At 63.8% G+C, this 25,940-nt stretch carries 29 protein-coding genes; 17 read left to right on the top strand and 12 right to left on the bottom strand.

The window, feature by feature from the left end; all coding sequences use genetic code 11:
* Positions 1–255: 255 nt before the first annotated feature.
* Genes JGU71_RS10690 through JGU71_RS10680 form a run of 3 tightly spaced genes read left to right on the top strand, consistent with a single transcriptional unit; the run spans position 256 to position 3,244 of the window.
* Entirely contained in the window at positions 256–1,224 is a 969-nt protein-coding gene (locus JGU71_RS10690; protein WP_199704064.1) for an alpha/beta fold hydrolase, read from the top strand.
* Positions 1,221–2,138 (top strand): metal-dependent hydrolase, encoded by a 918-nt coding sequence (locus JGU71_RS10685; RefSeq protein WP_372433145.1) that lies wholly within the window; start codon positions 1,221–1,223, stop codon positions 2,136–2,138. The genes JGU71_RS10690 and JGU71_RS10685 overlap by 4 nt, the downstream gene beginning before the upstream one ends.
* Entirely contained in the window at positions 2,135–3,244 is a 1,110-nt protein-coding gene (locus tag JGU71_RS10680) for a PDR/VanB family oxidoreductase (RefSeq protein ID WP_199704063.1), read from the top strand. Before JGU71_RS10685 ends, JGU71_RS10680 begins: the two co-directional genes overlap by 4 nt.
* Here JGU71_RS10680 and JGU71_RS10675 read toward each other — a convergent pair whose 3' ends face one another.
* On the bottom strand, positions 3,245–3,910 hold the full coding sequence (locus JGU71_RS10675; RefSeq protein ID WP_199704062.1) for a TetR/AcrR family transcriptional regulator: 666 nt from the start codon (positions 3,908–3,910) through the stop codon (positions 3,245–3,247).
* A gap of 72 nt (positions 3,911–3,982) precedes the next feature.
* Here JGU71_RS10675 and JGU71_RS10670 point away from each other — a divergent pair, with 72 nt between their 5' ends.
* Entirely contained in the window at positions 3,983–4,399 is a 417-nt protein-coding gene (locus tag JGU71_RS10670) for a nuclear transport factor 2 family protein (RefSeq protein ID WP_199704061.1), read from the top strand.
* Positions 4,396–5,280: an SDR family oxidoreductase gene (locus tag JGU71_RS10665; RefSeq protein WP_199704060.1), complete on the top strand. Its 885-nt coding sequence runs from the start codon at positions 4,396–4,398 to the stop codon at positions 5,278–5,280. Before JGU71_RS10670 ends, JGU71_RS10665 begins: the two co-directional genes overlap by 4 nt.
* 5 nt (positions 5,281–5,285) lie before the next feature.
* Here the strand turns inward: JGU71_RS10665 and JGU71_RS10660 are convergent, their stop codons facing one another.
* Genes JGU71_RS10660 through JGU71_RS10635 form a run of 6 tightly spaced genes read right to left on the bottom strand, consistent with a single transcriptional unit; the run spans position 5,286 to position 12,307 of the window.
* Complete coding sequence (locus tag JGU71_RS10660) at positions 5,286–6,722, bottom strand: lipase family protein (RefSeq protein ID WP_199704059.1); 1,437 nt, start codon at positions 6,720–6,722, stop codon at positions 5,286–5,288.
* A 33-nt stretch (positions 6,723–6,755) separates the two neighbouring features.
* Positions 6,756–7,556: a DUF1295 domain-containing protein gene (locus JGU71_RS10655; RefSeq protein ID WP_199704058.1), complete on the bottom strand. Its 801-nt coding sequence runs from the start codon at positions 7,554–7,556 to the stop codon at positions 6,756–6,758.
* Positions 7,553–8,857 (bottom strand): SAM-dependent methyltransferase, encoded by a 1,305-nt coding sequence (locus JGU71_RS10650; protein WP_199704057.1) that lies wholly within the window; start codon positions 8,855–8,857, stop codon positions 7,553–7,555. The genes JGU71_RS10655 and JGU71_RS10650 overlap by 4 nt, the downstream gene beginning before the upstream one ends.
* The gene (locus tag JGU71_RS10645) at positions 8,854–10,203 is read right to left on the bottom strand and encodes a class I SAM-dependent methyltransferase (protein ID WP_199704056.1); all 1,350 of its coding nucleotides are present in this window, start codon (positions 10,201–10,203) and stop codon (positions 8,854–8,856) included. The genes JGU71_RS10650 and JGU71_RS10645 overlap by 4 nt, the downstream gene beginning before the upstream one ends.
* Positions 10,200–10,961, bottom strand: coding sequence for a DUF1365 domain-containing protein (locus JGU71_RS10640; protein ID WP_199704055.1), 762 nt, complete (start codon positions 10,959–10,961; stop codon positions 10,200–10,202). The genes JGU71_RS10645 and JGU71_RS10640 overlap by 4 nt, the downstream gene beginning before the upstream one ends.
* Positions 10,958–12,307, bottom strand: coding sequence for an NAD(P)/FAD-dependent oxidoreductase (locus JGU71_RS10635; protein ID WP_199704054.1), 1,350 nt, complete (start codon positions 12,305–12,307; stop codon positions 10,958–10,960). Before JGU71_RS10635 ends, JGU71_RS10640 begins: the two co-directional genes overlap by 4 nt.
* A 200-nt stretch (positions 12,308–12,507) precedes the next feature.
* Here JGU71_RS10635 and JGU71_RS10630 point away from each other — a divergent pair, with 200 nt between their 5' ends.
* Both JGU71_RS10630 and JGU71_RS10625 read left to right on the top strand, forming a co-directional pair.
* The gene (locus tag JGU71_RS10630; RefSeq protein ID WP_199704550.1) at positions 12,508–13,062 is read left to right on the top strand and encodes a lipocalin family protein; all 555 of its coding nucleotides are present in this window, start codon (positions 12,508–12,510) and stop codon (positions 13,060–13,062) included.
* A 28-nt stretch (positions 13,063–13,090) separates the two neighbouring features.
* The gene (locus tag JGU71_RS10625; protein ID WP_199704053.1) at positions 13,091–14,452 is read left to right on the top strand and encodes a TIGR01777 family oxidoreductase; all 1,362 of its coding nucleotides are present in this window, start codon (positions 13,091–13,093) and stop codon (positions 14,450–14,452) included.
* On the opposite strand, the gene JGU71_RS10620 is transcribed toward JGU71_RS10625, so the two are convergent.
* The gene (locus tag JGU71_RS10620) at positions 14,422–15,039 is read right to left on the bottom strand and encodes a sigma-70 family RNA polymerase sigma factor (protein ID WP_199704052.1); all 618 of its coding nucleotides are present in this window, start codon (positions 15,037–15,039) and stop codon (positions 14,422–14,424) included. The genes JGU71_RS10625 and JGU71_RS10620 overlap by 31 nt on opposite strands.
* A gap of 156 nt (positions 15,040–15,195) precedes the next feature.
* Between JGU71_RS10620 and JGU71_RS10615 the strand changes: the two genes are divergently transcribed.
* On the top strand, positions 15,196–16,053 hold the full coding sequence (locus JGU71_RS10615; RefSeq protein ID WP_199704051.1) for a MerR family transcriptional regulator: 858 nt from the start codon (positions 15,196–15,198) through the stop codon (positions 16,051–16,053).
* A 23-nt stretch (positions 16,054–16,076) separates the two neighbouring features.
* Here the strand turns inward: JGU71_RS10615 and JGU71_RS10610 are convergent, their stop codons facing one another.
* Positions 16,077–17,432: a cryptochrome/photolyase family protein gene (locus JGU71_RS10610; RefSeq protein WP_199704050.1), complete on the bottom strand. Its 1,356-nt coding sequence runs from the start codon at positions 17,430–17,432 to the stop codon at positions 16,077–16,079.
* A gap of 74 nt (positions 17,433–17,506) precedes the next feature.
* Here JGU71_RS10610 and JGU71_RS10605 point away from each other — a divergent pair, with 74 nt between their 5' ends.
* Positions 17,507–17,830: an FHA domain-containing protein gene (locus JGU71_RS10605; protein WP_199704049.1), complete on the top strand. Its 324-nt coding sequence runs from the start codon at positions 17,507–17,509 to the stop codon at positions 17,828–17,830.
* A gap of 53 nt (positions 17,831–17,883) precedes the next feature.
* The gene (locus tag JGU71_RS10600) at positions 17,884–18,294 is read left to right on the top strand and encodes a hypothetical protein (RefSeq protein ID WP_199704048.1); all 411 of its coding nucleotides are present in this window, start codon (positions 17,884–17,886) and stop codon (positions 18,292–18,294) included.
* 17 nt (positions 18,295–18,311) lie between these two features.
* Here JGU71_RS10600 and JGU71_RS10595 read toward each other — a convergent pair whose 3' ends face one another.
* Both JGU71_RS10595 and JGU71_RS10590 read right to left on the bottom strand, forming a co-directional pair.
* Positions 18,312–18,845, bottom strand: coding sequence for a DM13 domain-containing protein (locus JGU71_RS10595; protein ID WP_199704047.1), 534 nt, complete (start codon positions 18,843–18,845; stop codon positions 18,312–18,314).
* Positions 18,846–18,889: 44 nt separating this feature from the next.
* Entirely contained in the window at positions 18,890–19,033 is a 144-nt protein-coding gene (locus JGU71_RS10590; protein ID WP_199704046.1) for a hypothetical protein, read from the bottom strand.
* 139 nt (positions 19,034–19,172) lie between these two features.
* Between JGU71_RS10590 and JGU71_RS10585 the strand changes: the two genes are divergently transcribed.
* The 6 genes from JGU71_RS10585 (at position 19,173) to JGU71_RS10560 (ending at position 23,169) form a co-directional block, all read left to right on the top strand.
* A complete protein-coding gene (locus tag JGU71_RS10585) occupies positions 19,173–19,472 on the top strand; it encodes a hypothetical protein (RefSeq protein WP_199704045.1) in 300 nt (99 codons plus the stop codon).
* Positions 19,473–19,631: 159 nt separating this feature from the next.
* Positions 19,632–19,835, top strand: a complete 204-nt coding sequence (locus JGU71_RS10580; protein ID WP_199704044.1) for a hypothetical protein — start codon at positions 19,632–19,634, stop codon at positions 19,833–19,835.
* A gap of 88 nt (positions 19,836–19,923) precedes the next feature.
* The gene (locus JGU71_RS10575) at positions 19,924–20,418 is read left to right on the top strand and encodes a hypothetical protein (RefSeq protein ID WP_199704043.1); all 495 of its coding nucleotides are present in this window, start codon (positions 19,924–19,926) and stop codon (positions 20,416–20,418) included.
* 42 nt (positions 20,419–20,460) lie between these two features.
* Positions 20,461–21,081, top strand: a complete 621-nt coding sequence (locus tag JGU71_RS10570; protein ID WP_199704042.1) for a TetR/AcrR family transcriptional regulator — start codon at positions 20,461–20,463, stop codon at positions 21,079–21,081.
* Positions 21,082–21,462: 381 nt separating this feature from the next.
* Positions 21,463–22,572 (top strand): glycoside hydrolase family 183 protein, encoded by a 1,110-nt coding sequence (locus JGU71_RS10565; protein ID WP_199704041.1) that lies wholly within the window; start codon positions 21,463–21,465, stop codon positions 22,570–22,572.
* The gene (locus JGU71_RS10560) at positions 22,573–23,169 is read left to right on the top strand and encodes a class I SAM-dependent methyltransferase (protein WP_199704040.1); all 597 of its coding nucleotides are present in this window, start codon (positions 22,573–22,575) and stop codon (positions 23,167–23,169) included.
* 5 nt (positions 23,170–23,174) lie between these two features.
* On the opposite strand, the gene JGU71_RS10555 is transcribed toward JGU71_RS10560, so the two are convergent.
* On the bottom strand, positions 23,175–23,798 hold the full coding sequence (locus JGU71_RS10555) for an alpha/beta hydrolase family protein (protein ID WP_233529013.1): 624 nt from the start codon (positions 23,796–23,798) through the stop codon (positions 23,175–23,177).
* Between the two features lie 271 nt (positions 23,799–24,069).
* Here JGU71_RS10555 and JGU71_RS10550 point away from each other — a divergent pair, with 271 nt between their 5' ends.
* Positions 24,070–25,908: an acyl-CoA dehydrogenase gene (locus JGU71_RS10550; RefSeq protein ID WP_199704039.1), complete on the top strand. Its 1,839-nt coding sequence runs from the start codon at positions 24,070–24,072 to the stop codon at positions 25,906–25,908.
* The last annotated feature ends 32 nt before the right edge of the window (positions 25,909–25,940 follow it).

Genomic DNA, 25,940 nt, shown 5'->3' with positions numbered 1-25,940 from the left:
TTGCGGTCGATAACTTTGCGGTCGATAACTTTGCGGTCGATAACTTTGCGGTCGATACTGCCACGCTCTGCACGGGTATGTGTTACTGCGGCATAAAGCCTGACACGAGGTGGGCGCCGCCTGCGTCCCACTTGACACAGCGCCAAGAAGGCGCGATTCTCAAGTTTGGTCGTACCGCAAGTAACGCTTATCGTTTCCGAAGGTACGGCGTCCTGCCTCACCGCCGAGGTTGGAATCGATCCCGACAGGATGACAATGAAGTTGATCCGTCTCGCTCCCGATGCGCGCGAGGTCACCGCGCCCCGCCGATCGACCGTCCGGAACGGTCCGATCGAGCTAGCTGTCTTCGAGTACGGACCTCGCGACTCGCGCACCGAAACCGTCGTCCTCATCCATGGCTGGCCCGACACCCACCACCTGTGGAACGCCGTCGTGCCGCTGCTCGCCGACCGTTTTCACGTCGTTGCGTACGACGTCCGCGGCCACGGCCAGTCGACCGACCCAGCCGGTGTCGACGACTTCGCGCTTGCCGAACTAGCCAAGGATCTGTTCGCTGTCATCGACGCGGTCAGTCCTGATCAGCCCGCGCACGTCGTCGCGCACGACTGGGGTTCGGTGACTGCATGGGACGCGGTATGTGAGCCAGGCGCCGCGAACCGGATCGCTTCCTTCACCTCGATCTCCGGCCCGAACCTCGACCATCTGGGCAAATGGGTTCGCGATCGGCTGTCCAACCCGACGCCGCGCAACCTGTGGGGGCCGATCAGCCAGTTGCTCTCGTCGGCCTACACAGGGTTCTTCAAGCTGCCCGTCATTCCCGACGCGTTCTTCCGAGTTGCAGGCACCGAGCGCATATGGACCCAGGCCCTGCGAATCATGGAAGCAATGCCGGACCAGCATCTCGAGTTCTCCGAGACGCTGCGCGCGGACATGATCAGCGGTCTGCGGTACTACCGCGCCAACATCGTCGAGCGTCTGCTGCACCCGCGCGAGCGCCGCACCGAGGTCCCTGTCCAGTTGATCGTCAACACCCGCGATGTCGCGGTTCGCCCCGCAGGTTACGACGACACCGGCAGGTGGGTCGCCGACCTCCGCCGCGTCGACGTGGCAGCCGGGCACTGGTTGCCGTACTCCCGACCCGAGCTGATCGCAGAACTTGCAACGACGTTCATCGAGTCGCTCACCACCGAATCCGACACCGCCGCAACGAAGGAGTCCCTGTGAAACTGCTCGGTCGCGACACCGTCGCCACCCCGGACAAGTCGATCACCGACCCCGGCAAGGTCGACCTGCACGCCCGCAACGTCACGTTCGACTGGGCGGACACCCCGTTGCACTGGATGCCGGACGAGCCGACCGCATCGCATCTGATCAGCGCACTCACCCTGCTGCTCCCCGAGGGCGAGCGGATGTTCTGCGCGACGTTCACCGAGGCGTTGCCGCTGATCAAGGATCAGAAGCTGCGCGAAGACGTGCTCGGCTTCATCGGCCAGGAGTCGATGCACGCCGAAACGCACGACAAGGTGATCTGGGAGTTCCTCGCCGCGCACGACATCGACGCACGCAGCTTCGTCGACCACGTCGAGTTCCTGTTCCGCAGAATCATCGGCCCTCGTCCCGGTATCCGTCCCGCGGCGCAGCAGCAGTACCTGGTCGAGCGGCTTGCCGTCATCTCCGGTCTCGAGCACATGTTCGCGTTCCTCGGCGACTGGATCATCAATGCCGACCTCGAGAAGTTCGGTGGCGAACCCCGCATGCTCGACCTCTACCGGTGGCACGGTGCCGAGGAAGTCGAACATCGCCACGTTGCCCATGACGTCGCGGAATACTTCGAGGTCGGCTACTTCCGTCGCAACACGACGATGGTCCTCGGTGTGGCAAGCCTGCTCATCTTCGTGGTCAGGGGCACGAAGTACCTGACCCACGAAGATCCGTCGATGGACAACCCCGGCTACGCAAAGACGCTGGGTCGCGTGTTCGGCGCGATGTACCGCGGCGCGCTGCCGACCCTTCCGATGATCGGCAAAAGCCTCCTCCTCTGCCTCAAGCCTGGCTACTCACCCGAATCGGTCGGCAATACGGCACAGGCCCTTGCCTACCTGGCCAAATCGCCCGCCGCACGGGCTGCGGCGTCTTGACCGGTTATCGACCGGCGCCCAAGGTCGTTCCACCCAATCTGTACGGGCGGCGCGACCGTGACCTGACGATCCGGTTCTACGACAGGTTCATCGGCGGATACGTCCGTTGGTCGATGTTGATCCACCGGGGCGCGGTCAAATCTCGCGTGGACGACAACACGACGACCATGGTGATTCTCGACAAACGAGTCGAGGCGCAGGACGAGAACGTCATCAGCCTGATTCTCGCTGCACCGGACGATCACGAGCTACTGCCGTGGCACCCGGGCGCACATCTCGATCTACGGCTGCCCTCGGGTCGGCAACGGCAGTATTCGCTGTGCGGCGATCCCGCGGATCGGCGGCGCTATCGAATTGCTGTGCGCCGCATACCCGAGGGCAACGGCGGCTCGATAGAGATTCACGACGAGCTGCAGGTCGGATCCGAGATCAAGGTTCGCGGACCCCACAACGGCTTCGGTTTCGCGGCGCCCGGCTTCGGGTCACCCGCCAAGCATCTGCACTTCGTCGCGGGCGGTATCGGGATCACGCCGATTCTGCCGATGGCTCGGCTGGCGCAGCGACTGCAACTCGATTGGACGATGACCTACACGGGTCGCAGTCGTGATTCGCTGCCGTTCCTCGACGAGGTCGCCGAATTCGGTGACAGGGTAACCATCCGGACCGACGACGAGCACGGCCTGCCCGACCCCAAAGAGCTGCTGAACGATGTCCGACCGAACACCGCCATCTACACGTGCGGTCCGGTCCCGATGATCGGCGGGATGCTCGACGTCCTACGCAACAACCCTGAGGTCGAGTTCCACTACGAACGCTTCTCGGCGCCACCTGTCGTCGACGGCACCGCTTTCGAAGTGGAGTTGGCGCGAACGGGCGAAACCGTCGAGGTGCCCGCGGATCGAACCGTGCTCGAAGTGGTCCGACAGAAACGGCCCAACATCGCATACTCCTGCCAGCAGGGGTTCTGCCGTACGTGCATCGTTCGAGTGCTGGAGGGTTCGGTCGATCACCGCGACACCGCGCTGATCGACGAGGACCGCGACCGCGGCGACATGCTGGTCTGTGTTTCGCGTGCCGCAGGCGATCGACTCGTACTCGATCTCTGATCAGTTCGTACTGACGCTCTGCCCCTGTGCGACAACCGAATCAACGATCGCCGGATCCGCGCCCAACCCCGTCATCAGGTTGATCAGCGCCGGAACCAGGATGCGTTCGGCTGCCTCACGTCCTGAACCGAAGTAGCCGGCGGTGTGCAGCATCAGGACGCCGTGCAGCGTGCTCCACAGTTGTGCGGCGACATTCGTCGCGTCGTCGGCGACGATCTGGCCTGCGGCAATCGCTCTGCCTGTCACCTCGATGATCTCGTCGAAGGTGTACTTGCCCGCGCTGAGTTCGTCGGGCGTGTTCGGACGGTAGCCGCCAAGCGAAGCGCTACCGAACATCACCGCGTACAGATGCGGATTCGACAGTGCATTGGTCACGTACGCACGCGACAGCCCTGCGAGGTCGGCGACGGGGTTGTCGGTCCGCTCGACATCGTCGAAGAGGTCGGACAACCGAGCGAAACCCTCGTCGACAACGGCATCGACGAGGTCACCGATCGAGCCGAAATGTGTGTAGACGGCCATCGTCGTCGCGCCTGCCTCGGCCGCGGTCCGCCGCGTGGTCAGCGCGCTCGGACCCTCCACTGCCAGCAGTTTTGCCGCAGCTTCGAGTAGCCGAGAACGCATCTCGGGGTCGGCTCGCCGCTTGCTCATATCGGTCGCCTTCATGTTGTAGACGCTGCAATAACACAATGGTATAACAGTTGTTATACGTTTGCCGTCGAACCGACAGGACCACCTATGCACCCGTTCCGCGCCGCAGTCGAAGCCAAGCAGTGGGACGCGCTTCCACAGCTCCTCGCCGAGGACGTCGTCTTCCGTAGCCCCATCGCGCATAAGCCGTACCACGGCCGCGACACTGTCGGAGCGATCCTCGGCGCTGTGTCGAACGTCTTCGAAGACCTCACCTACGCCAAGGAGATCGGCGGCGAGGGCGACGTTGATCACGCGCTCGTCTTCAACGCGAAGGTCGGCGGTCTGGACATCCAGGGTTGCGACTTCCTGCACACCCGCGAAGACGGACTGATCGACGAATTCACCGTTATGCTCCGGCCGCTCAAGGCCGTCACCCTCTTCGCCGAGAAGATGTCCGTACAGTTCGCCGCCGCGATGGAACAGATGGCGCAAGCCCACGCAGCAGCAGAGGCAGCCAAGTGACGGATGTGCTTGCCGGCAAGACGGCCTTCATCAGTGGCGGTAGCCGTGGCATCGGTCTGGAGATCGCTCGCACGCTCGCACGTGCTGGCGCGAACATCGCCATGATCGCCAAGACCGACACCCCGAATCCCAAGTTGCCCGGCACAATTCACGAAGCCGCCGACGAGCTGCGAGCGTTGGGCGCCGAGGTCCTACCCATCGTCGGCGACATCCGTGACGAGGACGGTGTCGCCGAGGCCGTCGCCAAGACGGTGCAAAGATTCGGCGGTCTCGACCTGTGTATCAACAACGCGAGCGCTCTGAACCTTGCCGATATCGGGTCGCTGCCGATGAAACGCTTCGATCTGATCCAGTCGGTGAACGTGCGCGGGACCTTCGTCGTTACGCAGGCCTGCCTGCCGCACCTTCGCGAATCCGAGCACGCACGTGTGCTGACGCTGTCGCCGCCGCTCAACCTCGACCCGACCTGGTTCGCACCGTCGGCATACACGGTCTCCAAGTACGGCATGAGCATCGTCACGCTCGGCGTCGCGCAGACCGAACGCGCGAACGGCGTTGCGGCGAACTGCCTTTGGCCGCTGACCGCCATCGCGACCGCTGCAGTCCAGAACCTGCTCGGCGGCGACGAAGGGGTCGCGCATTCACGCACGCCGCAGATCGTCGCCGACGCGGCAGCCATCATGCTGCGCCGCGACGTCGACTACACGGGCAACACCGCGATCGTCGAAGACGTCCTCGCCGAAGAAGGCATCACCGACCTGTCCGCATACAGCCACAAGCCGGGGCAGACCTCGTTCGCACCGGACTTCTTCATCGATCCGAAGCGTCTGTCCGACGACGAAGGCTCAGCAGACGCGCTGAAGATGCTCTACGACCTGTAGCGGTCTCAGCGCCCGCTCCCGATCGGCAGACCGACGATCATCGACAGAGCAGTCGCAACAAACGGCGGCAACTCCGCCGCGACACCAGGCTCGAGAAGTGTGCTCGGCACCGTCCGGATGTCACAACCGGACGGCGTCGGTGCACCTGGAGCCAGGCGCTCCTTCAGCCATTTGAACGCGGCCGGTCCGCCCGTGGCGACAACGGTGCCGTGGGTGGTCAGGATCTGCGGCGCAGGATTGGGGGGCAGCTCTTCACGGCGATACGTCACCGCGGCACCCCGTGCGCAGTACCCGTTGACCAGCTTGTCCGTCCCGACGATCGGCGCGACCTCTTCGGTGACACCGTTGTAGACGTAGACCGGCACCTCGGGGGTTCGGTCGCTCACCCCGCGGATGTCGATCTCGCGCCGCAGAACCGGGTTGGCCAGGACCACCTCGATGGGGGCGTTGAGAAAGGTCTCGTACCGAATCCAGATGTTGCTCAGCACATTCTGCGAGGCACAGTGGTTGCGGGTCTCGTCGACGATCGCCTTGCCCTGCGGGGTCAAATACTTCGCGAGTTCGGTTTCGAACTCCGGAGAATCCTTACCGATCGCCGACAGCGCGAGCGGGATGAGACCGGCGAGCAGAGCTCCGTTGACGGACCGGAGCGACGCCTCGAGATCGCGCTCGGGCGCACCGAACGCCGCGCCCTTGATGTTCAACTCCGGGGCGTAGGTCGGCTGCTCTTCGACAGCCCAGCTGCTGGCGATGGCACCACCGGAGTAGCCCCACAGCGCGGTCGGCGTCGCGGCACCCGCAAGCCCGAGTGGGCCGAAATTCTCCGCTGCCCGGATACCGTCGAGCACGGCGAAACCTGGCTGCCGCGGCGTGAGGAAGCGGTTGTCGACGCCACCGTGATCCGGCATCGCGACCGCCCAGCCCTCGGCCAAACCACCTGCGGCAAAGGCAATCTCCGCGGCAGGGACCGGCAGGGTGATCGGACCGGCCGGGCTGCTGAAATCGATCGGCAGACCGTTGACCAGGCCGTACGACGGGTTGCAGATCCGCAGCGTCGAGTCGGTCGCCCCCTGATAGGACAGCAGTGGCCGCGGTTTGGCAGGGCCTTCAGGAATCATCACCGTTGTGACGGCCGCATCGGGTGCGCCGTTCGCATCGGCCGTTCGGTACAGCAGCTGCCAGGCTTGCACCCGAATCGGGAACAACTGGAACGCTTTGACCGGCACGGGCCTGCTTCTGATGATGTCGCCGGCCGCAAACGAGGCGAGGTCGGCAGGCCGATCGTAGAACGCATCCGCGGGCGGCGCAGGTTCTGCTGCCGCATGTGGAACCTGGGCCACCGAGAGCATGGTCAACGCTGCAACACACGCAACGATTGCCGCCAACACACGCGCTGACCAGCGCTGATCTTCAATTGCAAACGCCGCACCCCGTTGTGACATGGACAACATCCAATCACATCGGTGAGCGTCTGCTCAGCCCCGCTTCGGCGGTAGCGGAAAGAAGTAGCTCGTCCGTTCCTGGTACTCCGGATAACCCGGCCGCTTGGACATGGACTTCTCGAGCAGCCGTGCTCCGGTCGCGAAGATCAGGAAGTACGTCATAACGACGGGCGACAGAATCGTCAGCGCACCCGGCCAGGCGCTTGCCGCGATCAGCCACAGGCCCCACCACACGCAGGCGTCGCCGAAGTAGTTGGGGTGCCGGGTCCAAGACCAGAGGCCACGGTCCATGATCGTGCCCTTGTTCGCCGGATCGGCCTTGAAGCGGTTGAGCTGCTCGTCCCCGATGGCCTCGAACAGCAAGCCGACAATCCACACGACCACACCCGCGACGAAGACGAACCGCCACGGACCCGTCGTCGGACCCGCGGCGGCCGATACCTGCAACGGCAACGACACGAACCACTGGGCAGCAGCCTGGGTCAGGAAGATCTTGCGAACAATGGTGCCTGTTCCGCCGCCTGCTCGATCCAGCAGCTCGCGGTACCGCGGATCCTCGCCTTTGCCGGCGGATTTGCGATGTACGTGCCAGGCGAGCCGAAGTCCCCAGATCGCGGCCAAAAAGAAGAGGGTGAAACGTCGGGACGAATCACCGTCCCCGACTATCGCCGCAACGGCCGCGACGACGACGAAACCGATACCCCAGGTGACGTCGACGACGTTGTAGCGTCCGATCTTTCGACCGATCGCGAAGGTGACCGCCTGAAGTACCGCCAATGCCAGTAGCGACACCACAGCGATCGACGCGAAACAGGCAGGCGAGAAGTCGTTCACGCCGCACCGACGCCGATGTTGTCGCGGCGGACCGCGGGCCACGAAAGCTCGTCATCGGCAGCCGGTTTCACGGACAGAATCTGATCGACGCCCATCCGACCCTGCCGGAAGCTCAGGCCGCCGCCGACCAGATACAGTCGCCACACTCGCGCCATTTCCATGCCGACCATGTCGACGACTTCGTCGAAGTGCGATTCGAACGTCTTCAGCCACTCCTCGACGGTCCACACGTAGTGCTCACGTAGGGCGTGGACGTCGCGGACCTCGAGTCCGGCGCGTTCGAGGTAGCCGACCGTCTCGCCGACCGGACGCATCGTCATGTCGGGAGCGATGAACGACTCGATGAAGGGTCCGCCACCGGGATGCGGTCCACTGCGCGACATCTGCTGCACGAGTACACGCGCACCCGGTGCGGCGTTGTCGTACAACGCTTTTGCGTAGACAGCGTAATTCTTCTCCCCGACGTGCTCACCCATTTCCAACGACGCGACGGCGTCGAACTGCTCACCGGTGATCTCGCGATAGTCCTGTAGCCGAATCTCGACTCGATCACCTAGTCCGCGTTCGGCGATTCGTTTGTCGATGAAGGCCTTCTGCTCACGGGAGATGGTGATTCCGACAACCTTCGCGTCGTAGTGCTGCGCGGCATGCAAACTCAGCGAGCCCCAGCCACAGCCGACGTCGAGCATCGTCATCCCAGGCCGACCCAAACCGATCTTGTTGCATACCAGATCGAGCTTGTCGAGCTGCGCCTCCGCGATTCCGTACGCCGGATCTCGAGGCGCCCCAGGGGCATTACGCGTGAAGTAAGCACACGAGTACGCCATCGCAGGATCGAGTATCAACGCATAGAAGTCGTTGGACAGGTCGTAGTGATGACTGATGGCTGCGCGGTCGCGAAGCGCACTGTGCAACCGACCTTTGACATGGGCCTGCGTCACGGGCGGGGCCGGCCTTCTGCCGAACGCGCCGAGCTTGACGGCAACTCGCAGCAGCCTCGCATACGTGGCTATCGAGGGCCGGATGCCGGTGAGTTCGCGCTCGGCGACGACGGTCCATACATGCCGCAGCGCCGCATCGAGATCACCCTCGACGTCCAGCGCTCCGGTGACGTACGCCTGCGCTGCACCCAATTCGCCTGGGCTCCACAGCATCGCGCGCAGCGCCTCGGGTCCACGCAACACCACGTGCGGTGCGTCGAGCGGGCCTGCCGTACTGCCGTCCCAGCCGGTCAGCCGAACGGGAAGTTCACCGCGGACGATCGGCCGTAATGCTCGTTCGAGTTCGGCAGCGACAGTCATCGGACAACCTCGTCACGGTGCAGGACAATCTGCTGCACGTCGAGATACCCCGACCTGAAACCAGCTTCGGAATACGCGAGATAGAACTTCCACATTCGGCGGAAGGTCTCGTCGAAGCCGAGCGCCTCGGCGTCCGCGCTCGCCGCACCGAATCGCTCCTGCCAGAGTCGCAACGTTTCCGCGTAGTGCGAACCCATCCGTAGTCGTTCGGCGACTCGTAGCGAGGTGTGTTCCGATGCAACGGTTTCGATCGCCTCGACCGACGGGAGAAAGCCGCCGGGGAAAATGTACTTCTGCACCCACGTGTACGTCTTCTTGGTTGCAAGCATCCGGTCGTGCGGCATGGTGATGGCCTGCAGCGCGACACGGCCACCGGGAGCGAGCAACTCGTCGAGCGCCCCGAAGTACGTCTGCCAATGCTGGTGCCCCACAGCCTCGATCATCTCGACCGAGACGATCGCATCGTAGGAGCCTTCGATCTCGCGATAGTCCATCAGGTCGATGTGCACCGAATCGCCGTGTCCCGCAGAGTCGACGCGCTTGCGTGCCAACTCCTGCTGCTCGCGCGACAACGTGACCGACCTGACGATCGCACCCCGTGCGGCAGCCCTGATGCACAACTCGCCCCAGCCGGTGCCGATTTCCAGTAGGCGCGTACCCCGCTGCACACCAACTGCATCGAGGAGACGGTCGATCTTGTTGTGCTGCGCCTGCTCCAACTGTTCCCACGTCGCCGGTGGGCACGGCTGGTCGACTCGCAACAGCTCGACGCCGCGCTCCACGCCGTCCGCGACGGGTTCGCTGAACAGCGCCGCCGAGTAGGTCATCGTCGGATCGAGAAACAGTCCGAACAACTCGTTGGACAGGTCGTAGTGGCGCGAAATGTTAGATCTGGCATTCTCTTCCGAGCCGTGCTCGGTCGCGGGTGGGTTCGCGACGAACAGTCCACGCATCCGTTGCAACGGTCGCGGCACCAGCCTGGCCATTTTCGTCGCGAACGCGGTGAGCACCGCCGCAGGATCGGGCGAGGTCCAGTCACCGACCATGTAGGCCTCACCGAACCCGATCAGGCCGCGCGTGCCCATTCGCTCGGCGAAGGCGTCTGGGCGTCGAATGATCATGCGTGGCAATATGTCCGAGCCGCCGTGTGCTCCCACGACAGTGCCGTCCGGATACTCGACGCGGACCGGAAGCTTCTTGGCGGCCCTGCGGAACAATCGGTCCGCCCCACGGGTGAAGAGCCGGCCGCGCAGGCCGTGCGGTCTGCGGACCAGATCGCCCCACGCTGGGGTACCTGCCGACGGTGTATTGCGGGAAGTTCCGTCGTCGACACTCTGACTACTCACTGCCCTACCTCCTGCGACACCTGGGCACTGCTTGGAACTGGAACACGAGGAACAACGGGTAAACCGCGGGCCCACAACCAAATTCCTTGTTTCCGAATCCTTGCCGACACGACGAGCGGCGCCAGCGGTGTCCGCAATTGCGCACGGACCACGGTCCGCGTCGTGGCTGGCAGACGCCGACCGCGCATCGTTGCGACGAACGGTGCTCGACCGTCTCGGCGCAGCGTGATGCGAACCGCGAGTTCATCTTCCGGCTCGGGCACCGACATGTCGTAGCGACCGTCGACCTCGTTGAACGGCGAGACATAAAACTGCTTGTCGGTCTGTGCCCGACCTGCCCCGTCGAGTTCGAGCAGATACGGATGGCGTTCCCCATAGGTGTTGTGCACCTCCGCGATCACCCAACGCAACACTCCGTCGTCGTCGCGACACCAGAACACACTCAGCGGATTGAACACATGACCGAGTACTCGGGCGTTGAGTAGGGCCGTGATCCGGCCACCACGGAAGGCGACGCCTTCGCTCGCGAGGAACGCCTCCACTCGGCCACGGAGCGTGTCGGGCCCGAGGTGGTCGTCGCCGGCAGGCGCTTCGAAATGATCGGCGGCGCGGAACTTCGCGAACGGACGCAACCAGAGGGGCAGCCGCGGCAGCTCGTCGAGGTCGACGAACCAACTGTAACTACGGTATTCGAAGGAATGGCGGATCGGATCGACACGCGCGTGCCGAATTTGCGTCTCGAACAGCGCGGGATTCATGACCGCACCACACGAAGAGACCTGGTTGGCGCCACATCGGCACCGTCCTCCCATGACCCACCGAGGCGCTCGGCCGCGCGCAGTCCGGAAAGCGCGCCGTCCTCGTGAAACCCCCAGCCGTGGTACGCACCGGCGAAGGCGAGCGTGTCCGAGGCGATCTCGGGCAGCCGCTGTTGTGCTGCAACAGATTCCGGTGTGTAGATCGGGTGTTCGTACGTCATTTCCGAGAGCACCGTCGCCGGATCGACGATACCTTCGCCACCGAGTGTGACGAGGAACCTTCGACTACTGCCGGTTTCGATTCTCATCAGCCTGGTCAGGTCGTAGGTGACGACGACGCCGTCTGTCCGCTGCGCCGGAATCAGGTAGTTCCAGGACGCACGAGCACGAGGCGCGTCGGGTAGCACCGTTGTATCTGTATGCAGTAGTGCGCGATTCACCGAATACGGCATCGCCCCGAGCACACTCGATTGCAGCTCCGTCGGCTCGGCGAGCATTGCCAGCGCGTCGCGCGGATGCACCGCAACCACAACGGCATCGAAACTCGTGCCGGCCCCGGACCGGTCGGTGAGGTGCATACCGTCGGGGCGCGCGTCGATCCGCTCGATCGCAACACCGGTGCGGACCTCGTCGAGCCCAGCGGCGACCTTCTCGACGTACTGCACCGAACCACCCGTCACAGTCCGCCAGGTCGGCGAGCCGAACACGGTCAACATGCCGTGATGAGAGAGAAAACGGAACAGGTATCTCGCCGGGTAGTTGGCGGCGATCGCCGGATCGCACGACCACACCGCGGCAACCAGGGGCTTCACGAAATGCTCTAGGAAATAGTCGCTGAACCTGTGGGCCAGCAAGAAGTCTGCGAGCGTTTCGTCGGGGTCGGTGTCGGCAGCGCCGTCGAGCAGCGCGCGCGCGGCTCGGTGGAAGCGGGTGACCTCCCACAGCATCCGAAGATAACGACCGTTCGTCGCCAACCGCGCCCGTGGGAACAATCCGCCGAGGCCTCGTGCGCCTGCATATTCGAGTCCGTCGACATCGGATCGCACAGACATCGACATGTCCGATTCCTGTGTCGCCACATCCAGTTCGGCGAACAGCCGAAGCAGCGTCGGATACGTGCGATCGTTGTGAACGATGAAGCCGGTATCGATGTTCACGTACGTGCCATCGCCGAGTGGCGCTCGCTGGGTGTGTGCGTGTCCGCCGAGACGCTCGTCCGCTTCGAAAAGCGTCACGCGATCGCGCTTGGCGAGTACGTGCGCGGCAGTCAATCCTGCGACCCCGCTGCCGACCACGGCAACATTGCGCCGCAGGCCGCCGGCGGTCGCGGTCGATCCGATATGCATATCAACCTTTCGGAGCCGAACCACGTCGAGGACTGGTCCTCGAAAATCATGTGGCCCGGAACACACCTATCCCGCGCCCGATCTGTTCCGAAGACATCCGATCGGTTTGGCACACTACTCTGGAGGTACCGGTGACGGCGTTCGGAAGACGACTTGTGTTCGGTCCCATAGCAATTGCGGCCCTCGTACTCGGTTCCGGCATGGTCGGATCCGGTGTGGCGGCCGCACAGCCCGCACCGATCTGGCAGCCACTCGCACCGATCGCCTCCCTCGATGTCGCCCGTTACATGGGCACGTGGAATCAGATTGCGGCCGTTCCACAACCGTTCAACCTGGAGTGCGCCCGCGACACCCAGGCCACGTACACCCTCCTCGATCCCGCGAACGTCGAAGTCGAGAACAGATGTACTACGTGGACCGGCGGGGCGAGCGGCATAACCGGTAACGCGCGAGTGAACGATCCGGTAACCAATGCCCAACTGCACGTGAGCTTTCCGAATGTTCCGACACAGGGATCACCCGACGGCCCGACCAACTACATCGTCACCTACATCGCCGACGACTACTCGTGGGCGCTCGTGGGGGACCCCTTCCGCGTCTCGGGGTTCGTACTGTCCCGCGAACCCGTCGTGACGGACAGCGAATGGCGCAACATCCGGTTCGTCGTCGAATCTCGTGGGTACAACTCGTGTGTACTGCTGACGTCGCCGACGACGGCCGCGAACAACGACATCCGCCCGCTGTGCACAGTGTGACCGCGCAGGTAGTTACAGGAGATCTCTGATGGGTATCGAATTCGAGAGCACCATCGACTTCCCGCAATCCGTTGTTTTCGAATGGTTCTCACGTCCGGGCGCGATGCCTCGGCTGATTCCCCCGTGGCAGCCCATGCGTGCGGTCGAGGAGGCCACCTCCCTCGCCGACGGTCGCGCGGTGCTCGGTTTTCCCGGCGGTCTCCGCTGGATCGCCCAGCACGAGGCAGCAAGTTACGACCCTCCGAACCGATTCGTCGACGTGCTGAGTTCGGATGGCATCGCGACCCTGCCGCCACGGGTGATCGGCAAGTGGCGCCACACCCACGAGTTCGCGCACGCGGGTCACGGTTCCACGCGAGTCATCGACCGGGTCGATACGCCCGTGCCCGCGTTTATGCTGCGTTCCACCTTCGAATACCGGCATCGCCAACTCGTCGACGACCTCACCGCGCACCAGCGTGCGGCCGATCAGGGTGCCGTGCCGCTCACCGTCGCCATCACCGGATCGTCCGGTCTGGTCGGTTCGGCTTTGGCTGCCTTTCTCACCACGGGTGGCCATCGCGTCGTTCGCCTGGTCAGGCGCTCGCCGACAGGTCCGGACGAACGTATGTGGGACCCCGCGAATCCAGCGACGGACCTCTTCGCCGACGTCGATGCAGTGGTTCATCTCGCTGGAGAATCGATTGCCGCGAGATTCACCGAAGCGCACAAACGAACCCTCCGCGAGAGCCGTATCGACCCGACTCGCAAACTTGCCGCCGTCGCAGCGAAGTCGTCGAGCAAACCGGTATTCGTAACGGCGTCGGCGATCGGGTTCTACGGTCCCGACCGCGGTGACGAAGAACTGACCGAAGACAGTGAACGTGGTGGCGGCTTCCTCGCCGATCTCGTCGAGGACTGGGAGAACGCAACGGCACCCGCATCGGACGCTGGCCTGCGGGTAGTGCAGGTCCGTACCGGCATCGTGCAGACCCCTGCCGGCGGCACTTTGGGCCTGCTGCGTCCGCTGTTCGCAGCTGGGCTCGGCGGTCGTCTCGGGTCGGGGTCGCAGTGGTTGTCCTGGATCGGCCTCGACGACCTTCTCGACGTCTACTACCGTGCACTGTTCGACGAGCGACTGCGCGGACCGGTCAATGCCGTTGCGCCGCAGCCAGTTCGCAACACCGAATACACGAAGGTGTTGGCCGCTGTGTTGCATCGTCCTGCTGTTCTGCCGGTGCCCGGATTCGGCCCACGGCTGTTACTCGGCAGACAGGGCACCGAAGAACTTGCCGAGGCCGACCAGCGGGTGCTGCCGAGGAAGCTTGCGCAGCTCGGCCACGAGTTCCGTTACGCGGGGCTGGAAGAGACCCTGCGACATCAGCTCGGCAAGAGCCGTTCGAGCGTCTGAGCTGTTTCGTTCTCGGATTCGATCAGCCGCTTCAGTTTGAGCAGGGCATCTCGTTTTCTCGCCTTGATCGCAGGCAGACCGACACCGAGTAGACGCGCGGTTTCGTGCTGGGTGAAGCCGTCGTAGTACGTGGCAACAAGAGCTTGGCGTTGCAGGGCTGTGAGTTCGTCGAGCCGATTTTCGAAGGCGTCGCTCGACATCCGCGAGATGACGGTGCACACGACAGGGTCGTCGTAGTCGCGGCGATGATCGAGTCGTGCCGCCAAGCTTTCCCTGTCGGTCCGCGACTGTTCGGACCGAACGCGGTCGATCGCCCTGCGATGGGCCAACGTGAGCAACCAGGCGAGCGGTGAGCCGCGAAGCGGGTCGAACGTGTCTGCCTTGTTCCACACTTCGAGGAACACCTCCTGGGTGATTTCCTCGGCATGGCTACCGTCGCGAAGCACCCGGACGGCCATCCCGTACACGCGCCCCGCCGTTGCCCGATAGAGGTCGGCAAAGTTGCCGCAATCGCCGACAGCGATTCGTCGGAGCCATTCGGACAGACGCTGCGTTTCGTCGGCGCCGGTTGCCGCAACAGTTGCCATCTATGTCGTCTCCGAAATGGGTCGTCTCCGAAATGTGAAGTTTGGTGCGCACGGTGCGTCGCTACGTCCGATTCTGGCACTGTTTTCGATATTGTGCATCGCTCGTGCATCGTTTTGGTATCTCATCTTGGTATCGCCTTCCGCCGAGCGGTGATCATGAGTCAAGATGGAGGTATCGAAACGAAACCGACAGCAACGGAGTCACCCGCGTACACGGTGCGCGCAGTGGCGGAGCGGATCGGCGTGCCAACGCCGACCCTGCGAAGTTGGAGCCAGCGATACGGAGTCGGTCCGCAGGGTCATCAGAGCGGGCGGCACCGCTACTACACCGAGGCCGACATCGCGATACTCGAGCAGATGGTTGCCCTCATGCGAGCGGGTGCCAGTCCGGGTAGTGCCGCGCGCGCAGCAACCGGCGGGCAAGCCCCCGCGCCTGATCTCGGCGACACCGGCGCGCTCATCGAGGCCGCTTTCCGTCTCGACACAGTTCGTCTGCTTCGGATGCTCGAGGAGCACGTTCGCCACTACGGCATCGTCGCTACCTGGGACCACCTGTGCAGGCCCGCGTTCGGCATCATTTCCGAACGGCAGTACAACGAGGGCGGCTGCATCGACGTCGAGCACCTGCTGTCTTGGACGATCGTGTCGACACTGCATCGAATGCCACAGCCGACGAAGCCCGATTCGGTTGTTCTGGTGTGCGCCGACGTGGAGTCTCACACGATGCCGCTCGAAGTACTTCGCGCGGCACTGTCAGAAGCAAACGTCAGCGCTCGCATGCTCGGATCGCTCCCCTCGTCGGCGCTTGCCGACGCACTCACTCGAACCGAGCTGCCGACAACGGTCGTCGTGTGGTCGATGAGCAGCACTCCCGAAGCGATCGAGATGGTGAACATCGGCCTGCGCAACGCTGCGAAAGTATGGGTTGCCGGGCCAGGTTGGGACGATGTGGACCTGCGGTCCGACGTTTCCGTGCTCGGCAGTCTCGGCGAAGCCGTCGCGTTCATCCGCTAGGCCGCTCGAGTTCCACGTGACGATCAGCGAGCCTTGATCTGCTCGTAGCGCGCCAGTGCCTCGAGCCTTTCCTCTTTGTGGTCCACGATCGGCTCCGGGTAACCGTTCGGACGCCCCGCCTTCAGCGTGTGCACCGCTTTGCCGTCGACCTCGCGCAGCTCGGGTATCCAGCGCCGCACGTATTCGCCGTCGGGGTCGAACTTCTCGCCCTGCGTAGTCGGATTGAAAACCCGGAAATAGGGTGCCGCATCCGTACCCGTTCCTGCGGTCCACTGCCAGCCGTGCTGATTCGATGCCAGATCCCCGTCGACAAGAAGGTCCATGAAGTGCTGCGCACCACGCCACCAGGGCAGGTGTAAATCCTTCGTCAAGAACGACGCCGTGATCATGCGAACACGGTTGTGCATCCACCCCTGCGCGCGCAGCTGCCGCATGCCCGCATCGACGATCGGAAATCCGGTTCGACCTTCGCGCCAGGCTTCGAACGCCTCGTCCGCCGCTGCACCGGTGTTGTAATCGATCCTGTCGAACTTCTTGTCGAGATTGTGTCGTGCCGACCGCGGATTGTGATGCAGCACGTCGGCGTAGAAATCCCGCCACGCGAGTTCACTTCGCAGCGTCGCCGAGCTCGCATCCTCACCCCGAACGTCGGCAAGCAGCGTGCGCGGATGCACGCAGCCGTACTTCAGGTACACCGACATCCGGCTCGTCGAATCGAGATCCGCGCGATTGCGCTCGCCGTCGTAGCGGGTCAGGTCGTTCGCCACAAACGACTGCCACTGCTCCAACGCGGCGGCCTCACCTGCTGCCGGCAACTCGGTGGTCCCCAGATCTTCGTCGTCCGGCACCTGGATTCGACCCTCGATGTCGTCCGGAGCGAGCCACTTCAGCGTCGACGCGTCGGTCTTCGCAGGCGCACGCCAGCCGTGGTCGTACCACGCCCGCCGAAAAGGTGTGAACACCTTGTAGGGCGTCCCGTCGTCCTTGCGGACTCTGCCAGGAGCTACCGCGTACGGCGATCCGGTCTCGACCAGGTCGACGTCACCGAGGCCTTTGCGGACCGCAGCATCGCGTCGGGCACCGTACGGTCCGAAGTCGGCACTGACATGGACGCTGTTCGCACCCACCGCCGACGCAACCTTCGGCACCAGGTCCGCGGGATCGCCCTCGACAACTACCAGCGAACCCTTCAACGCGTCGTCGAGCTCACGCAGGCATCGATAGAGAAACGTCCGTCTGACAGCCCCCGCCGACCGCAGCAGTCGATCGTCGAGCACGAACAACGCGACCGCACGCGCCGACATATCAGCCGCACTCAGCAGCGTTGGTAGGTCGGTCAGCCGCAGATCTCGCCGGAACCAGACGATCGATGTCTCCATACGTCCGAGAGTAGGTGTCGATCCCTTAAGTCCGCTTTAAGTCAGGGGCAAGTTCGGTCGTGGAATCTCGTCCCATGCACATCGCCACCTACCCGGCCTACGCGCCGGGTCACATCGCCGCGCTTCTTCCCGACGACGGCAGCGGCCGCGCGTTCCAGCTGCTGGTTGGTACAAACGTGGTCGGCCGCGGTTTCGACACGGCGTTTCGCCTCGCCGATCCGGGGGTGTCTCGGCAGCACTTCGACATTCGCTGGGACGGCCACACCGCGGTGCTCGTCGACCTCGGATCCTCCAACGGAACGACAGTCAACGGCATTCGGATCGACACGAGCTGGCAGCTGGTGCACGGCGATCAGATCAGAGTCGGCAGCACACTCGTCTACTTCAACGTGGGTTGACGCCACGGGGTACTGATGCACCGGTCGGTACACACCTCCATAGACATGATTCGATGACGCTCTCACCGCAGACGTCCGGACGCCTCGCGGCCGCCGTCCTTGGCAGCATCGCCGGCTTTCAGGCTGCTCTTGCTGCTGGGGCGCCGCTCGGGGCGGCGGCCTACGGAGGTGCTCACCCTGGAACTGTGCCCAACCGACTCCGGGCGGTCAGCGCCGCGGCAGTCCCGATTTACCTCGGCCTGGCAGCGGTTGCGGTCGGCGCGGTCGGAACACCCCGCGTTCGCGACGTGGTGACGCGGGTCGGCGCGGTGGGGCTTGCCCTCGGCGTTCCGATCAACCTGGCCTCGCCTTCGCTGCCGGAGCGCACGATTTGGCCGCCGGTTGCCGCCGCCGGTGCAGTCCTCCTTTGGCGCGCTGCGCCGCGGGCGAGCCTCGAAGGCAAGCCCGCGCCGGCCTCCAGCTGACATCGCGAGCGAGGTGATCAGCCGAGGGTGGCAGCACCGAAGGAGACATCGAAGCGGTCACACCAGATACTGACGCTGGTGAGGCCGTCGATATCGACGTCGGCGGGTACGACGTAGTTGGAACTGCCGATATTGCCTTTGAGCTCGCCGAGATCTTCGTAACGGCCATCGTCGAACACACGCCAGCCCGCGGTGCCGTCGACGACGGGAGCATCGGTGAGGAACACCTTCAGAAGTGGGCCGTTGCTTGTGTCGAGGTTTTCGATCCGTAGCACGCGGGTGCCGTCGGACAGCTCGAGCAACTCGACCGAACCGGTCGTCGTGTGTTCGTGACTGATGAACGATCCCGCTGCGAGCACCACGGGCTCTGCGCTCGGTCGGCCGTCGGTCTGCGAAACGGTCGGCAAGGCCTCGTCGACGGTCTGATCGACGACGAGTTTCCACGGTTCCAGCCAAAACGCGGCTACCGCGATCGCGACGGCCACAACTCCAAGCACAGAGAGGATGATGGGCCGCTTCAGAAATGGGCGGCGTGCGGTTCGAGTGTTCATAGGAAGTCCAGTGTGTGAGTGCGCCGAATTCGTTACAGCCGTCCCTACATTCGATCCGTCGGGAACAGCGCGATGAAGGCGAACGCGAATCCGAGCATCCCGATCGCAATGAGTGCAAGCACCAACGAGAAGTCGGTGACCCCCTCGGTCCGTGTGGTGGTCGGGCTTTTGTCGTCGAAGTTCGTCATGAGACAAAGAATCGGCCGACCCCCTTAGCGACCCCTTATCGTCGGCTTAACCCACCTCTCGCAGCGGTTCGCGCAGGTAGCGGTCGCCATTACCTCTCGGGTAATCGCCGTGCTACCGCATCGGTTCTAGCGTCGCCTCATGAGAAATCGACAGCCGAAGAAGACGACCACACATCCGCATCGAATACTGCGTGCAGTGCTCCGAGCCGACCGGTCCGGCTCCGCGTGGGCGATCGGCCTCGCACTCGCCATTGCTCCGGCGATGATCCTGTTCGATCCGCTACGCGACATGGTGTGGTTGGTTCGCATCGGAGTCATCGGACTCGCGCTGTGGCTTGCTGCGCTCGGGATGCTGATGGCGTGGGGACTGACACGCTCGGTGGTACGCGGTGAGGAGCTTCCGAACGACTGGTGGATGTCGATGATCGATCCCCGCTGACCTCTGATTTGAACCGGTCCGGGCCAGGTCGGACCCATTCGGGGTGCCGCATCGGCTGCTATCGTTGCAGGACGTTTCGTTGGGGGGTCGTCGCGCGGGTTTGCGACTCCAACTCTGGAGTACGACGCAAACAGGGAGGAAGATGCGATGATCAACGGTATGAGTGACGTGTCCGAGGCCGGGGCCGACGACGGCCTGCGCGCCAAAGAAATGGTCGTCGGGTCGGTAACCCACGACGCCATCGAACGTTGGATCACCGAGCGCGAGAACGCCGGCCGAACGATCGATCTGTACGAGCGCGACGCCGTCAAAGACCTCGCTCGATTCATTCGCAATCAGCTTCTTGCCGAGGGCCTCGCCTGATCCCTTCACCGGGACAGGTTCACCGCTGCAACTATCTGGGTACGCCTGTAAGAAGCCCCGGACAGGGCGCTTCGAGGAGGCAAAACGTATGGATACCTGGGTCATTGTTGCAATAGTTGCGGTTGTACTCATCGCACTGATCGTCGCGGTTGCGGTAGTCGCGGCACGGAAACGTCCCGCTCGGCGACGCGCGGAAGCCGAAGAGATCAGGCAGCGCGCGTTCGAGGAAAGCTCTGCGATCGAGCAGCAGCGCGCCGAGGCTGCCGAGAAGCATGCCGGTGCAGTCCGGATGCGTGCCGAAGCCGAGCAGCGTGCGGCGGAGGCAGCACGGCTGGAGCGCGAAGCTCGCGAGCAGTCAGCAGCGACAGCCGACGCGCGTCAGAAGGTCGACAAGCAGTGGCAGCGCGCCGACAAGCTCGACCCGCGTACCGACCGCGATTCGGTCGCGCAGGGTCCGATCAACGCGCAGGGTCCGATCAACGCGCAGGGTCCGATCGATCAGCCGGTTGCACATCCGAACGACCAGCCAGGCATCCGCCCGAACGACCAGTCGGGCATGGGCAGGACCAACCGCAACAACTGATCGAGGGAGAATCCGCTGGGGTCGGCCAACTAAGCTGAGGCCATGACCACCAGCGGTTTTCTGTCGCAGATCCTCGGTGCGTCGTCCGACGACGGCGATCCCGCGATCCTCGATGGCGCATTGGCAGCGTTTCTCGACTTCGGCATAAAGCGAACGAGCATGGGCGAAATCGCAAAGCGGTCGGGGGTCAGCCCGGCGACGTTGTATCGCCGGTACGCCAGTAAGACAGCGGTCGTCGAGGCCGTCGGTCTACGCGAGGCGCAACGGTTCGTCACCGCTGTGGACAGTCGCGTAGACCGAAGCGCACCCGTCGAGGTTCAGGTGGCCGCCGGATTTTCGTCGTTCGTGGCAATACTGTCCGGCAATCCGCTGCTGCGACGGTTGTTGATCACCGAGCCCGACGTGCTGCTGCCCTATCTGACGACCAACGGCGGACCGCTGCTCGCGCTCGGTCGCGCCTACCTGGCGGACTACATCGGCGAATTGCAGGGCAATGCCAAGCTGCGCGAGTTCGACACCGAGCAGGTCGCCGAGATCCTTGCCCGATTGGCCTTGTCGCTTGCTCTGACACCGGACGGAATCATTCCAGTCGAGGACGAAAAAGCAGCCCAAGAGTTTGCTCTGGCCCACATCGCCACGCTTTTGCGCATACCGTCCACATAACAATTTCACGCAGCCTTTCGTTATCGTTCCGCAACCAGTCGCGGCGAGGTGCGTCGCAGGCGCTGGCACTGAGGCACATGGTCATAGCTGCGGCAACACTCGGCTGGGCGGCTGTTTCCGTCCCTGTCGCACTGCTGCTCGGGCGCCTTTTCGGCAACGACGGTCGGCAAGACTCGCGCCCGATTTGAGTTGCTACGGGGGTTTCGACCACACCGACGACCCCATCGTTAGCTGCGCTATCAAAACTTTCGCCTCTCCCCGACCCCACAATCTTGCTAATATTTCGGCGTTTTGTGCTGTCGTCGCACCGGTCGCGGCCGAAAAGGCAGGGCTCCTTACGCGCAGACTTCGTACGCGCAGACTTCGAGATGAGGCACCGAGGTGAAGAAGACCAGTTCGATCGTGTTAACCGCTCTCGTGAGCGTCACTGCGTCGCTGGTGGTTCTCGCACCTCATGCGGCCGCAAACCCCAACGCGATCAATCCCATTCCCGTCATCAACGGCACCAACGGTCTGCCGCAGTTGCACGGCAGAACCCGAGCGGTGTTCCAGGCGACAGGTCTGGCGAGTCCTAACAACACGGCGAGCTACAACGTTCTCGGTACCGACCTCGGCATCATGTGGGACAACGGCGGCGGCGAGATGCTCACAGCCTTCGGAGACACCGCCGGCCTCGGCTTTCCGAACCTGCTGGCAGGCAGCATCTGGGCGTGGCGAAGCAACATCCTCGTCCGCAGCCACGATCGGAATCCAGCTGACGGCATCTTCTACGACAGTGTCGCGCGCGACATCTTCGGCCAAGCCAAAGATCTCGTGCCGAGCCCCAAGATCCCGTTCATCGAAATCAGTCGCATCCCGACCGCAGGCGTTTCCGTCAACGGTGTCCAGTACCTGAGCCTGATGTCGGTCAAGACCTGGGATCAACCCGGACAATGGACCACCAATTTCGCCGGCCTAGCCGCATCCGGCGACAATGGCGAGAACTGGGGCGATCTGCCGCAGACGCATCGTCCGGCCGAAGCAGGCAACCGGAACTTCCAGATGAACGCGTTTTTGAAGGACGGCGGTTTCGTCTACGTCTACGGCACGCCGCCCGGACGAAACAATCTTGCCCACGTAGCCCGTGTTCGCGAGAACGACATCGCCAATCTCGCCGAGTACGAATATTGGACCGGCAGCGAATGGAAGAAGGACGACGTCAACGCAGCCGCCCCGATCACGGGCGGGGTCGGCGAGCTCTCTGTCCAATACAACCAGTTCCTCGGCCAATACATCATGTTGACGACCGATCCCTGGAACTCGGTGGTCATGATGCGTGCACCGTCACCGCAGGGGCCGTGGAGTCCGCCCGAAGTCCTGATCGACACCCGGGAGCTGCCGACCGCCTACGCCCCGTCGCTCTACCCGTACCAAACCGGGTCCGATCTCTATTTCCTCACCACCATTCACAACCAGTACAACGTGGTGTTGATGAAGACATCCCTCGGCTGAGTGGACGCCAAGGACTGGGACGATCGGTACGCGCAGGCCGATCTTGTCTGGGGTGCACCGCCGAACTCGCTGGTCGTCCAGCAGCTATGGCCGCTGCAGCGTGGTCGGGCACTCGATCTGGCGTGCGGAGAGGGTCGCAACGCTATTTGGTTGGCCGTCACGGGGTGGCGTGTCACTGCCGTCGACTTCTCCCGCGTCGCGCTCGACAAGGGTGCGACGGTTGCGGCGCGGTCGCCACGGTCGGTTCGTGAGCGGATCGAGTGGGTAAGAGCCGATGTCACCGATGCGCAGTTCGACAGCGACTACGACCTGGTCCTGCTCGTCTTTCTGCACCTGTCCGCCGACGAGCGCGCGGCGGTGCTGACGGCGTCGATCGACGCGTTGACGCCTGGCGGGACCCTGATCGTCCTCGGCCACGACTCCGACAACATCACCTCCGGCGTCGGCGGACCGCAGGATCCGGCGATTCTGTTCACCCCGGACGACGTCGTAGCAGAGTTGGGCACCCGAGCCGAAATTCGCGTCGCCGAACGACGCCTACGCGAAACACCTGCGGGCGACGCCATCGATGCACTGGTCGTCGCTACGAAGCTCTGAACGACCTACTCGCTCCAGCGCAGCAACCAGGGCTCGACCACCTCGCCGATGACGGCCGCGCTCTTCTTCAGCGCATGCGTCTCACCAGCGAGTACGTGTACAAGCGCGGCGTCGGCGGGGTCGGGAACGCCGAACGGGTCGCGATCTCCGTTGAGGACGACGACGTCGGTTCCTGCTCCGCGTAGCTCCTCGACCCGCGATTTTTCGGGTTGGCCAGGCGGATGCAGCGGAAATGCCAATGCGATGACGCCGGCCGCACCCAGCGCGGGCGCGGTCCGACACGCGACGCGGGCACCGTTGCTGCGCCCGCCGAGTATCAGCGGGACCTTCTTGAAGCGCCTGCGCAGATCGGCGACGATTTCGAGCCATGCCGCGTCCTGGCGAACGGCAGATCCGGGTGCCCGACCGCCCGCCACGCGGTACGGCTGCAACACGCGGGCGACCGACCCGCCGAGTTCGACCGCCTTCCGTCGGACCGCGAGCAGGTCCGGTGCGTCGACTCCACCCGCCGCGCCGTGGGTGAGAACGACCAGAAATCGGGGATTCGTCCGGCCGTCGATCCAGACCTGGGCTTCGCCCGCTGCTGTCGGGATAGCCAACTGCCGCAATCTCGTTCGCCCGGGTTCCATGTTTCGACGGTATGTCATTCCGCCGCCAAACGTGAGGGTTCCTCACGATCTGGGGCCGGGATCCGTTGTTCGCCAGTGGATTTCACGCGATCGCGGCGTGTGTGCAACGCATCACACAATGGACTCGAACTCTTGGTCGTTGTCCGTATCCGGGCGTAACATCGACACTAAGTTACTGGTGAGTACACCGCCATGGTGTAGGAGCTGGAACCACACGGGCGGGACTGGGTTGACCAGACCGCACCCCTGACTCAATGGAGAGCGAAGAACGATGGGCCACTACAAGAGCAACGTACGGGACCTCGAATTCAACCTGTTCGAGGTACTTGGACTCGGCGAGACCCTCGAAACGGGCGCGTACGGGGACTTGGACGCAGATACCGCTCGCGAAATGCTGAGCGAAGTTCGCAAGCTCGCCGAAGGACCGATCGCCGCGTCCTTCGCCGAAGCCGACCGCAATCCTCCGGTGTTCGATCCCGAGACGCATACGGTCAAGATTCCCGAAGCATTCAAGAAGTCGTACCGCGCCTACGCCGACGGCGGCTGGGATCGCCTCGGCATCGACGAGGAACTCGGCGGCACGAACGTCCCGCGCATCCTGTACTGGGCGATCGCAGAAATGATCCTCGGCGCCAACCCGGCCGTGTTCATGTACTCCGCGGGCCCCGGCTTCGCCAATATCTTCTACGACAACGCGACCGACGAGCAGAAGGGCTGGGCCAAGATCGCGGCCGAGCGCAACTGGGGCGCAACGATGGTTCTCACCGAGCCCGACGCCGGCTCCGACGTCGGCGCAGGCCGCACGAAGGCCATCAAGCAGGACGACGGCTCGTGGCACATCGAAGGCGTCAAGCGCTTCATCACCTCTGCTGACGCCGACGACATGTTCGAGAACACCTTCCACCTGGTGCTCGCCCGCCCCGAAGGCGCCGGACCCGGCACCAAGGGCCTGAGCCTGTACTTCGTCCCGAAGTTCCACTTCGATTTCGAGACCGGCGAACTCGGCGAGCGCAACGGCGCCTTCGTCACCAACGTCGAACACAAGATGGGCCTCAAGGTCTCGACGACATGTGAGCTCACCTTCGGTGGCCACGGCATTCCCGCGAAGGGCTGGTTGGTCGGCGAGACCCCCAACGGCATCGCGCAGATGTTCGACGTCATCGAGCACGCTCGCATGATGGTCGGCACGAAGGCCATCGCGACACTGTCGACCGGCTACCTCAACGCTCTCGACTACGCCAAGGAGCGTGTCCAGGGTGCCGATCTGACGCAGATGACCGACAAAGCAGCACCGCGCGTCACCATCACGCACCACCCGGACGTCCGTCGCAGCCTGATGACGCAGAAGGCATACGCCGAGGGCCTGCGCGCGATCTACCTCTACACGGCAGCTCACCAGAACGAAGACACCGCTCTGCTGGTGTCGGGTGCCGACAAGGACACCGCGTTCCGCGTCAACGATCTGCTGCTCCCAATCGTCAAGGGTGTCGGCTCCGAGCAGGCCTACGGCAAGCTCACCGAGTCGCTGCAGACCTTCGGTGGGTCCGGCTTCCTGCAGGACTACCCGATCGAGCAGTACATCCGCGACGCGAAGATCGACAGCCTCTACGAAGGCACCACCGCGATCCAGGCGCAGGACTTCTTCTTCCGCAAGATCGCGCGTGACCGCGGCGTCGCTCTCGCGCACGTTGCCGGTCAGATCCAGAAGTTCATCGACAGCGAGGCAGGCAACGGCCGGCTGAAGGCCGAGCGCGCGCTGCTCGCCACCGCTCTGGAAGACGTTCAGGGCATGGCCGCGACGCTGACCGGACACCTTATGGGTGCCCAGCAGACGCCGTCGGAGCTGTACAAGGTCGGTCTCGGATCGGTGCGCTTCCTGATGGCCGTCGGCGACCTCTTCATCGGTTGGCAGCTGCTGCGCCACGCCGAGGTTGCCCTGAAGGCCCTCGACAACGGAGCCGATGCAGGCAAGGACAAGGCGTTCTACGAAGGCAAGATCGCAGTTGCTTCGTTCTTCGCGAAGAACATGCTGCCCGAGCTGACCGCAACGCGTAACGTCCTCAGCAACATCGAGAACGACATCATGGAGCTCGACGAAGCTGCGTTCTGATTCATCGCAGCAGCCCGAAGAACCGCACTCTC

This window comes from Antrihabitans stalagmiti, assembly GCF_016482825.1.
Lineage (GTDB): Bacteria > Actinomycetota > Actinomycetes > Mycobacteriales > Mycobacteriaceae > Antrihabitans > Antrihabitans stalagmiti.
This window is presented reverse-complemented; position numbering and strand designations above follow the sequence as displayed.

Coding starts and splice junctions, on each gene's coding strand:
- JGU71_RS10690 (WP_199704064.1), top strand. CDS start 256: ATGAAGTTGATCCGTCTCGCTCCCGATGCGCGCGAGGTCACCGCGCCC.
- JGU71_RS10675 (WP_199704062.1), bottom strand. CDS start 3,910: ATGAAGGCGACCGATATGAGCAAGCGGCGAGCCGACCCCGAGATGCGT.
- JGU71_RS10670 (WP_199704061.1), top strand. CDS start 3,983: ATGCACCCGTTCCGCGCCGCAGTCGAAGCCAAGCAGTGGGACGCGCTT.
- JGU71_RS10660 (WP_199704059.1), bottom strand. CDS start 6,722: ATGTCACAACGGGGTGCGGCGTTTGCAATTGAAGATCAGCGCTGGTCA.
- JGU71_RS10650 (WP_199704057.1), bottom strand. CDS start 8,857: ATGACTGTCGCTGCCGAACTCGAACGAGCATTACGGCCGATCGTCCGC.
- JGU71_RS10640 (WP_199704055.1), bottom strand. CDS start 10,961: ATGAATCCCGCGCTGTTCGAGACGCAAATTCGGCACGCGCGTGTCGAT.
- JGU71_RS10635 (WP_199704054.1), bottom strand. CDS start 12,307: ATGCATATCGGATCGACCGCGACCGCCGGCGGCCTGCGGCGCAATGTT.
- JGU71_RS10630 (WP_199704550.1), top strand. CDS start 12,508: ATGGTCGGATCCGGTGTGGCGGCCGCACAGCCCGCACCGATCTGGCAG.
- JGU71_RS10625 (WP_199704053.1), top strand. CDS start 13,091: ATGGGTATCGAATTCGAGAGCACCATCGACTTCCCGCAATCCGTTGTT.
- JGU71_RS10620 (WP_199704052.1), bottom strand. CDS start 15,039: ATGGCAACTGTTGCGGCAACCGGCGCCGACGAAACGCAGCGTCTGTCC.
- JGU71_RS10615 (WP_199704051.1), top strand. CDS start 15,196: ATGAGTCAAGATGGAGGTATCGAAACGAAACCGACAGCAACGGAGTCA.
- JGU71_RS10610 (WP_199704050.1), bottom strand. CDS start 17,432: ATGGAGACATCGATCGTCTGGTTCCGGCGAGATCTGCGGCTGACCGAC.
- JGU71_RS10605 (WP_199704049.1), top strand. CDS start 17,507: ATGCACATCGCCACCTACCCGGCCTACGCGCCGGGTCACATCGCCGCG.
- JGU71_RS10600 (WP_199704048.1), top strand. CDS start 17,884: ATGACGCTCTCACCGCAGACGTCCGGACGCCTCGCGGCCGCCGTCCTT.
- JGU71_RS10595 (WP_199704047.1), bottom strand. CDS start 18,845: ATGAACACTCGAACCGCACGCCGCCCATTTCTGAAGCGGCCCATCATC.
- JGU71_RS10590 (WP_199704046.1), bottom strand. CDS start 19,033: ATGACGAACTTCGACGACAAAAGCCCGACCACCACACGGACCGAGGGG.
- JGU71_RS10585 (WP_199704045.1), top strand. CDS start 19,173: ATGAGAAATCGACAGCCGAAGAAGACGACCACACATCCGCATCGAATA.
- JGU71_RS10580 (WP_199704044.1), top strand. CDS start 19,632: ATGAGTGACGTGTCCGAGGCCGGGGCCGACGACGGCCTGCGCGCCAAA.
- JGU71_RS10575 (WP_199704043.1), top strand. CDS start 19,924: ATGGATACCTGGGTCATTGTTGCAATAGTTGCGGTTGTACTCATCGCA.
- JGU71_RS10570 (WP_199704042.1), top strand. CDS start 20,461: ATGACCACCAGCGGTTTTCTGTCGCAGATCCTCGGTGCGTCGTCCGAC.
- JGU71_RS10555 (WP_233529013.1), bottom strand. CDS start 23,798: ATGGAACCCGGGCGAACGAGATTGCGGCAGTTGGCTATCCCGACAGCA.
- JGU71_RS10550 (WP_199704039.1), top strand. CDS start 24,070: ATGGGCCACTACAAGAGCAACGTACGGGACCTCGAATTCAACCTGTTC.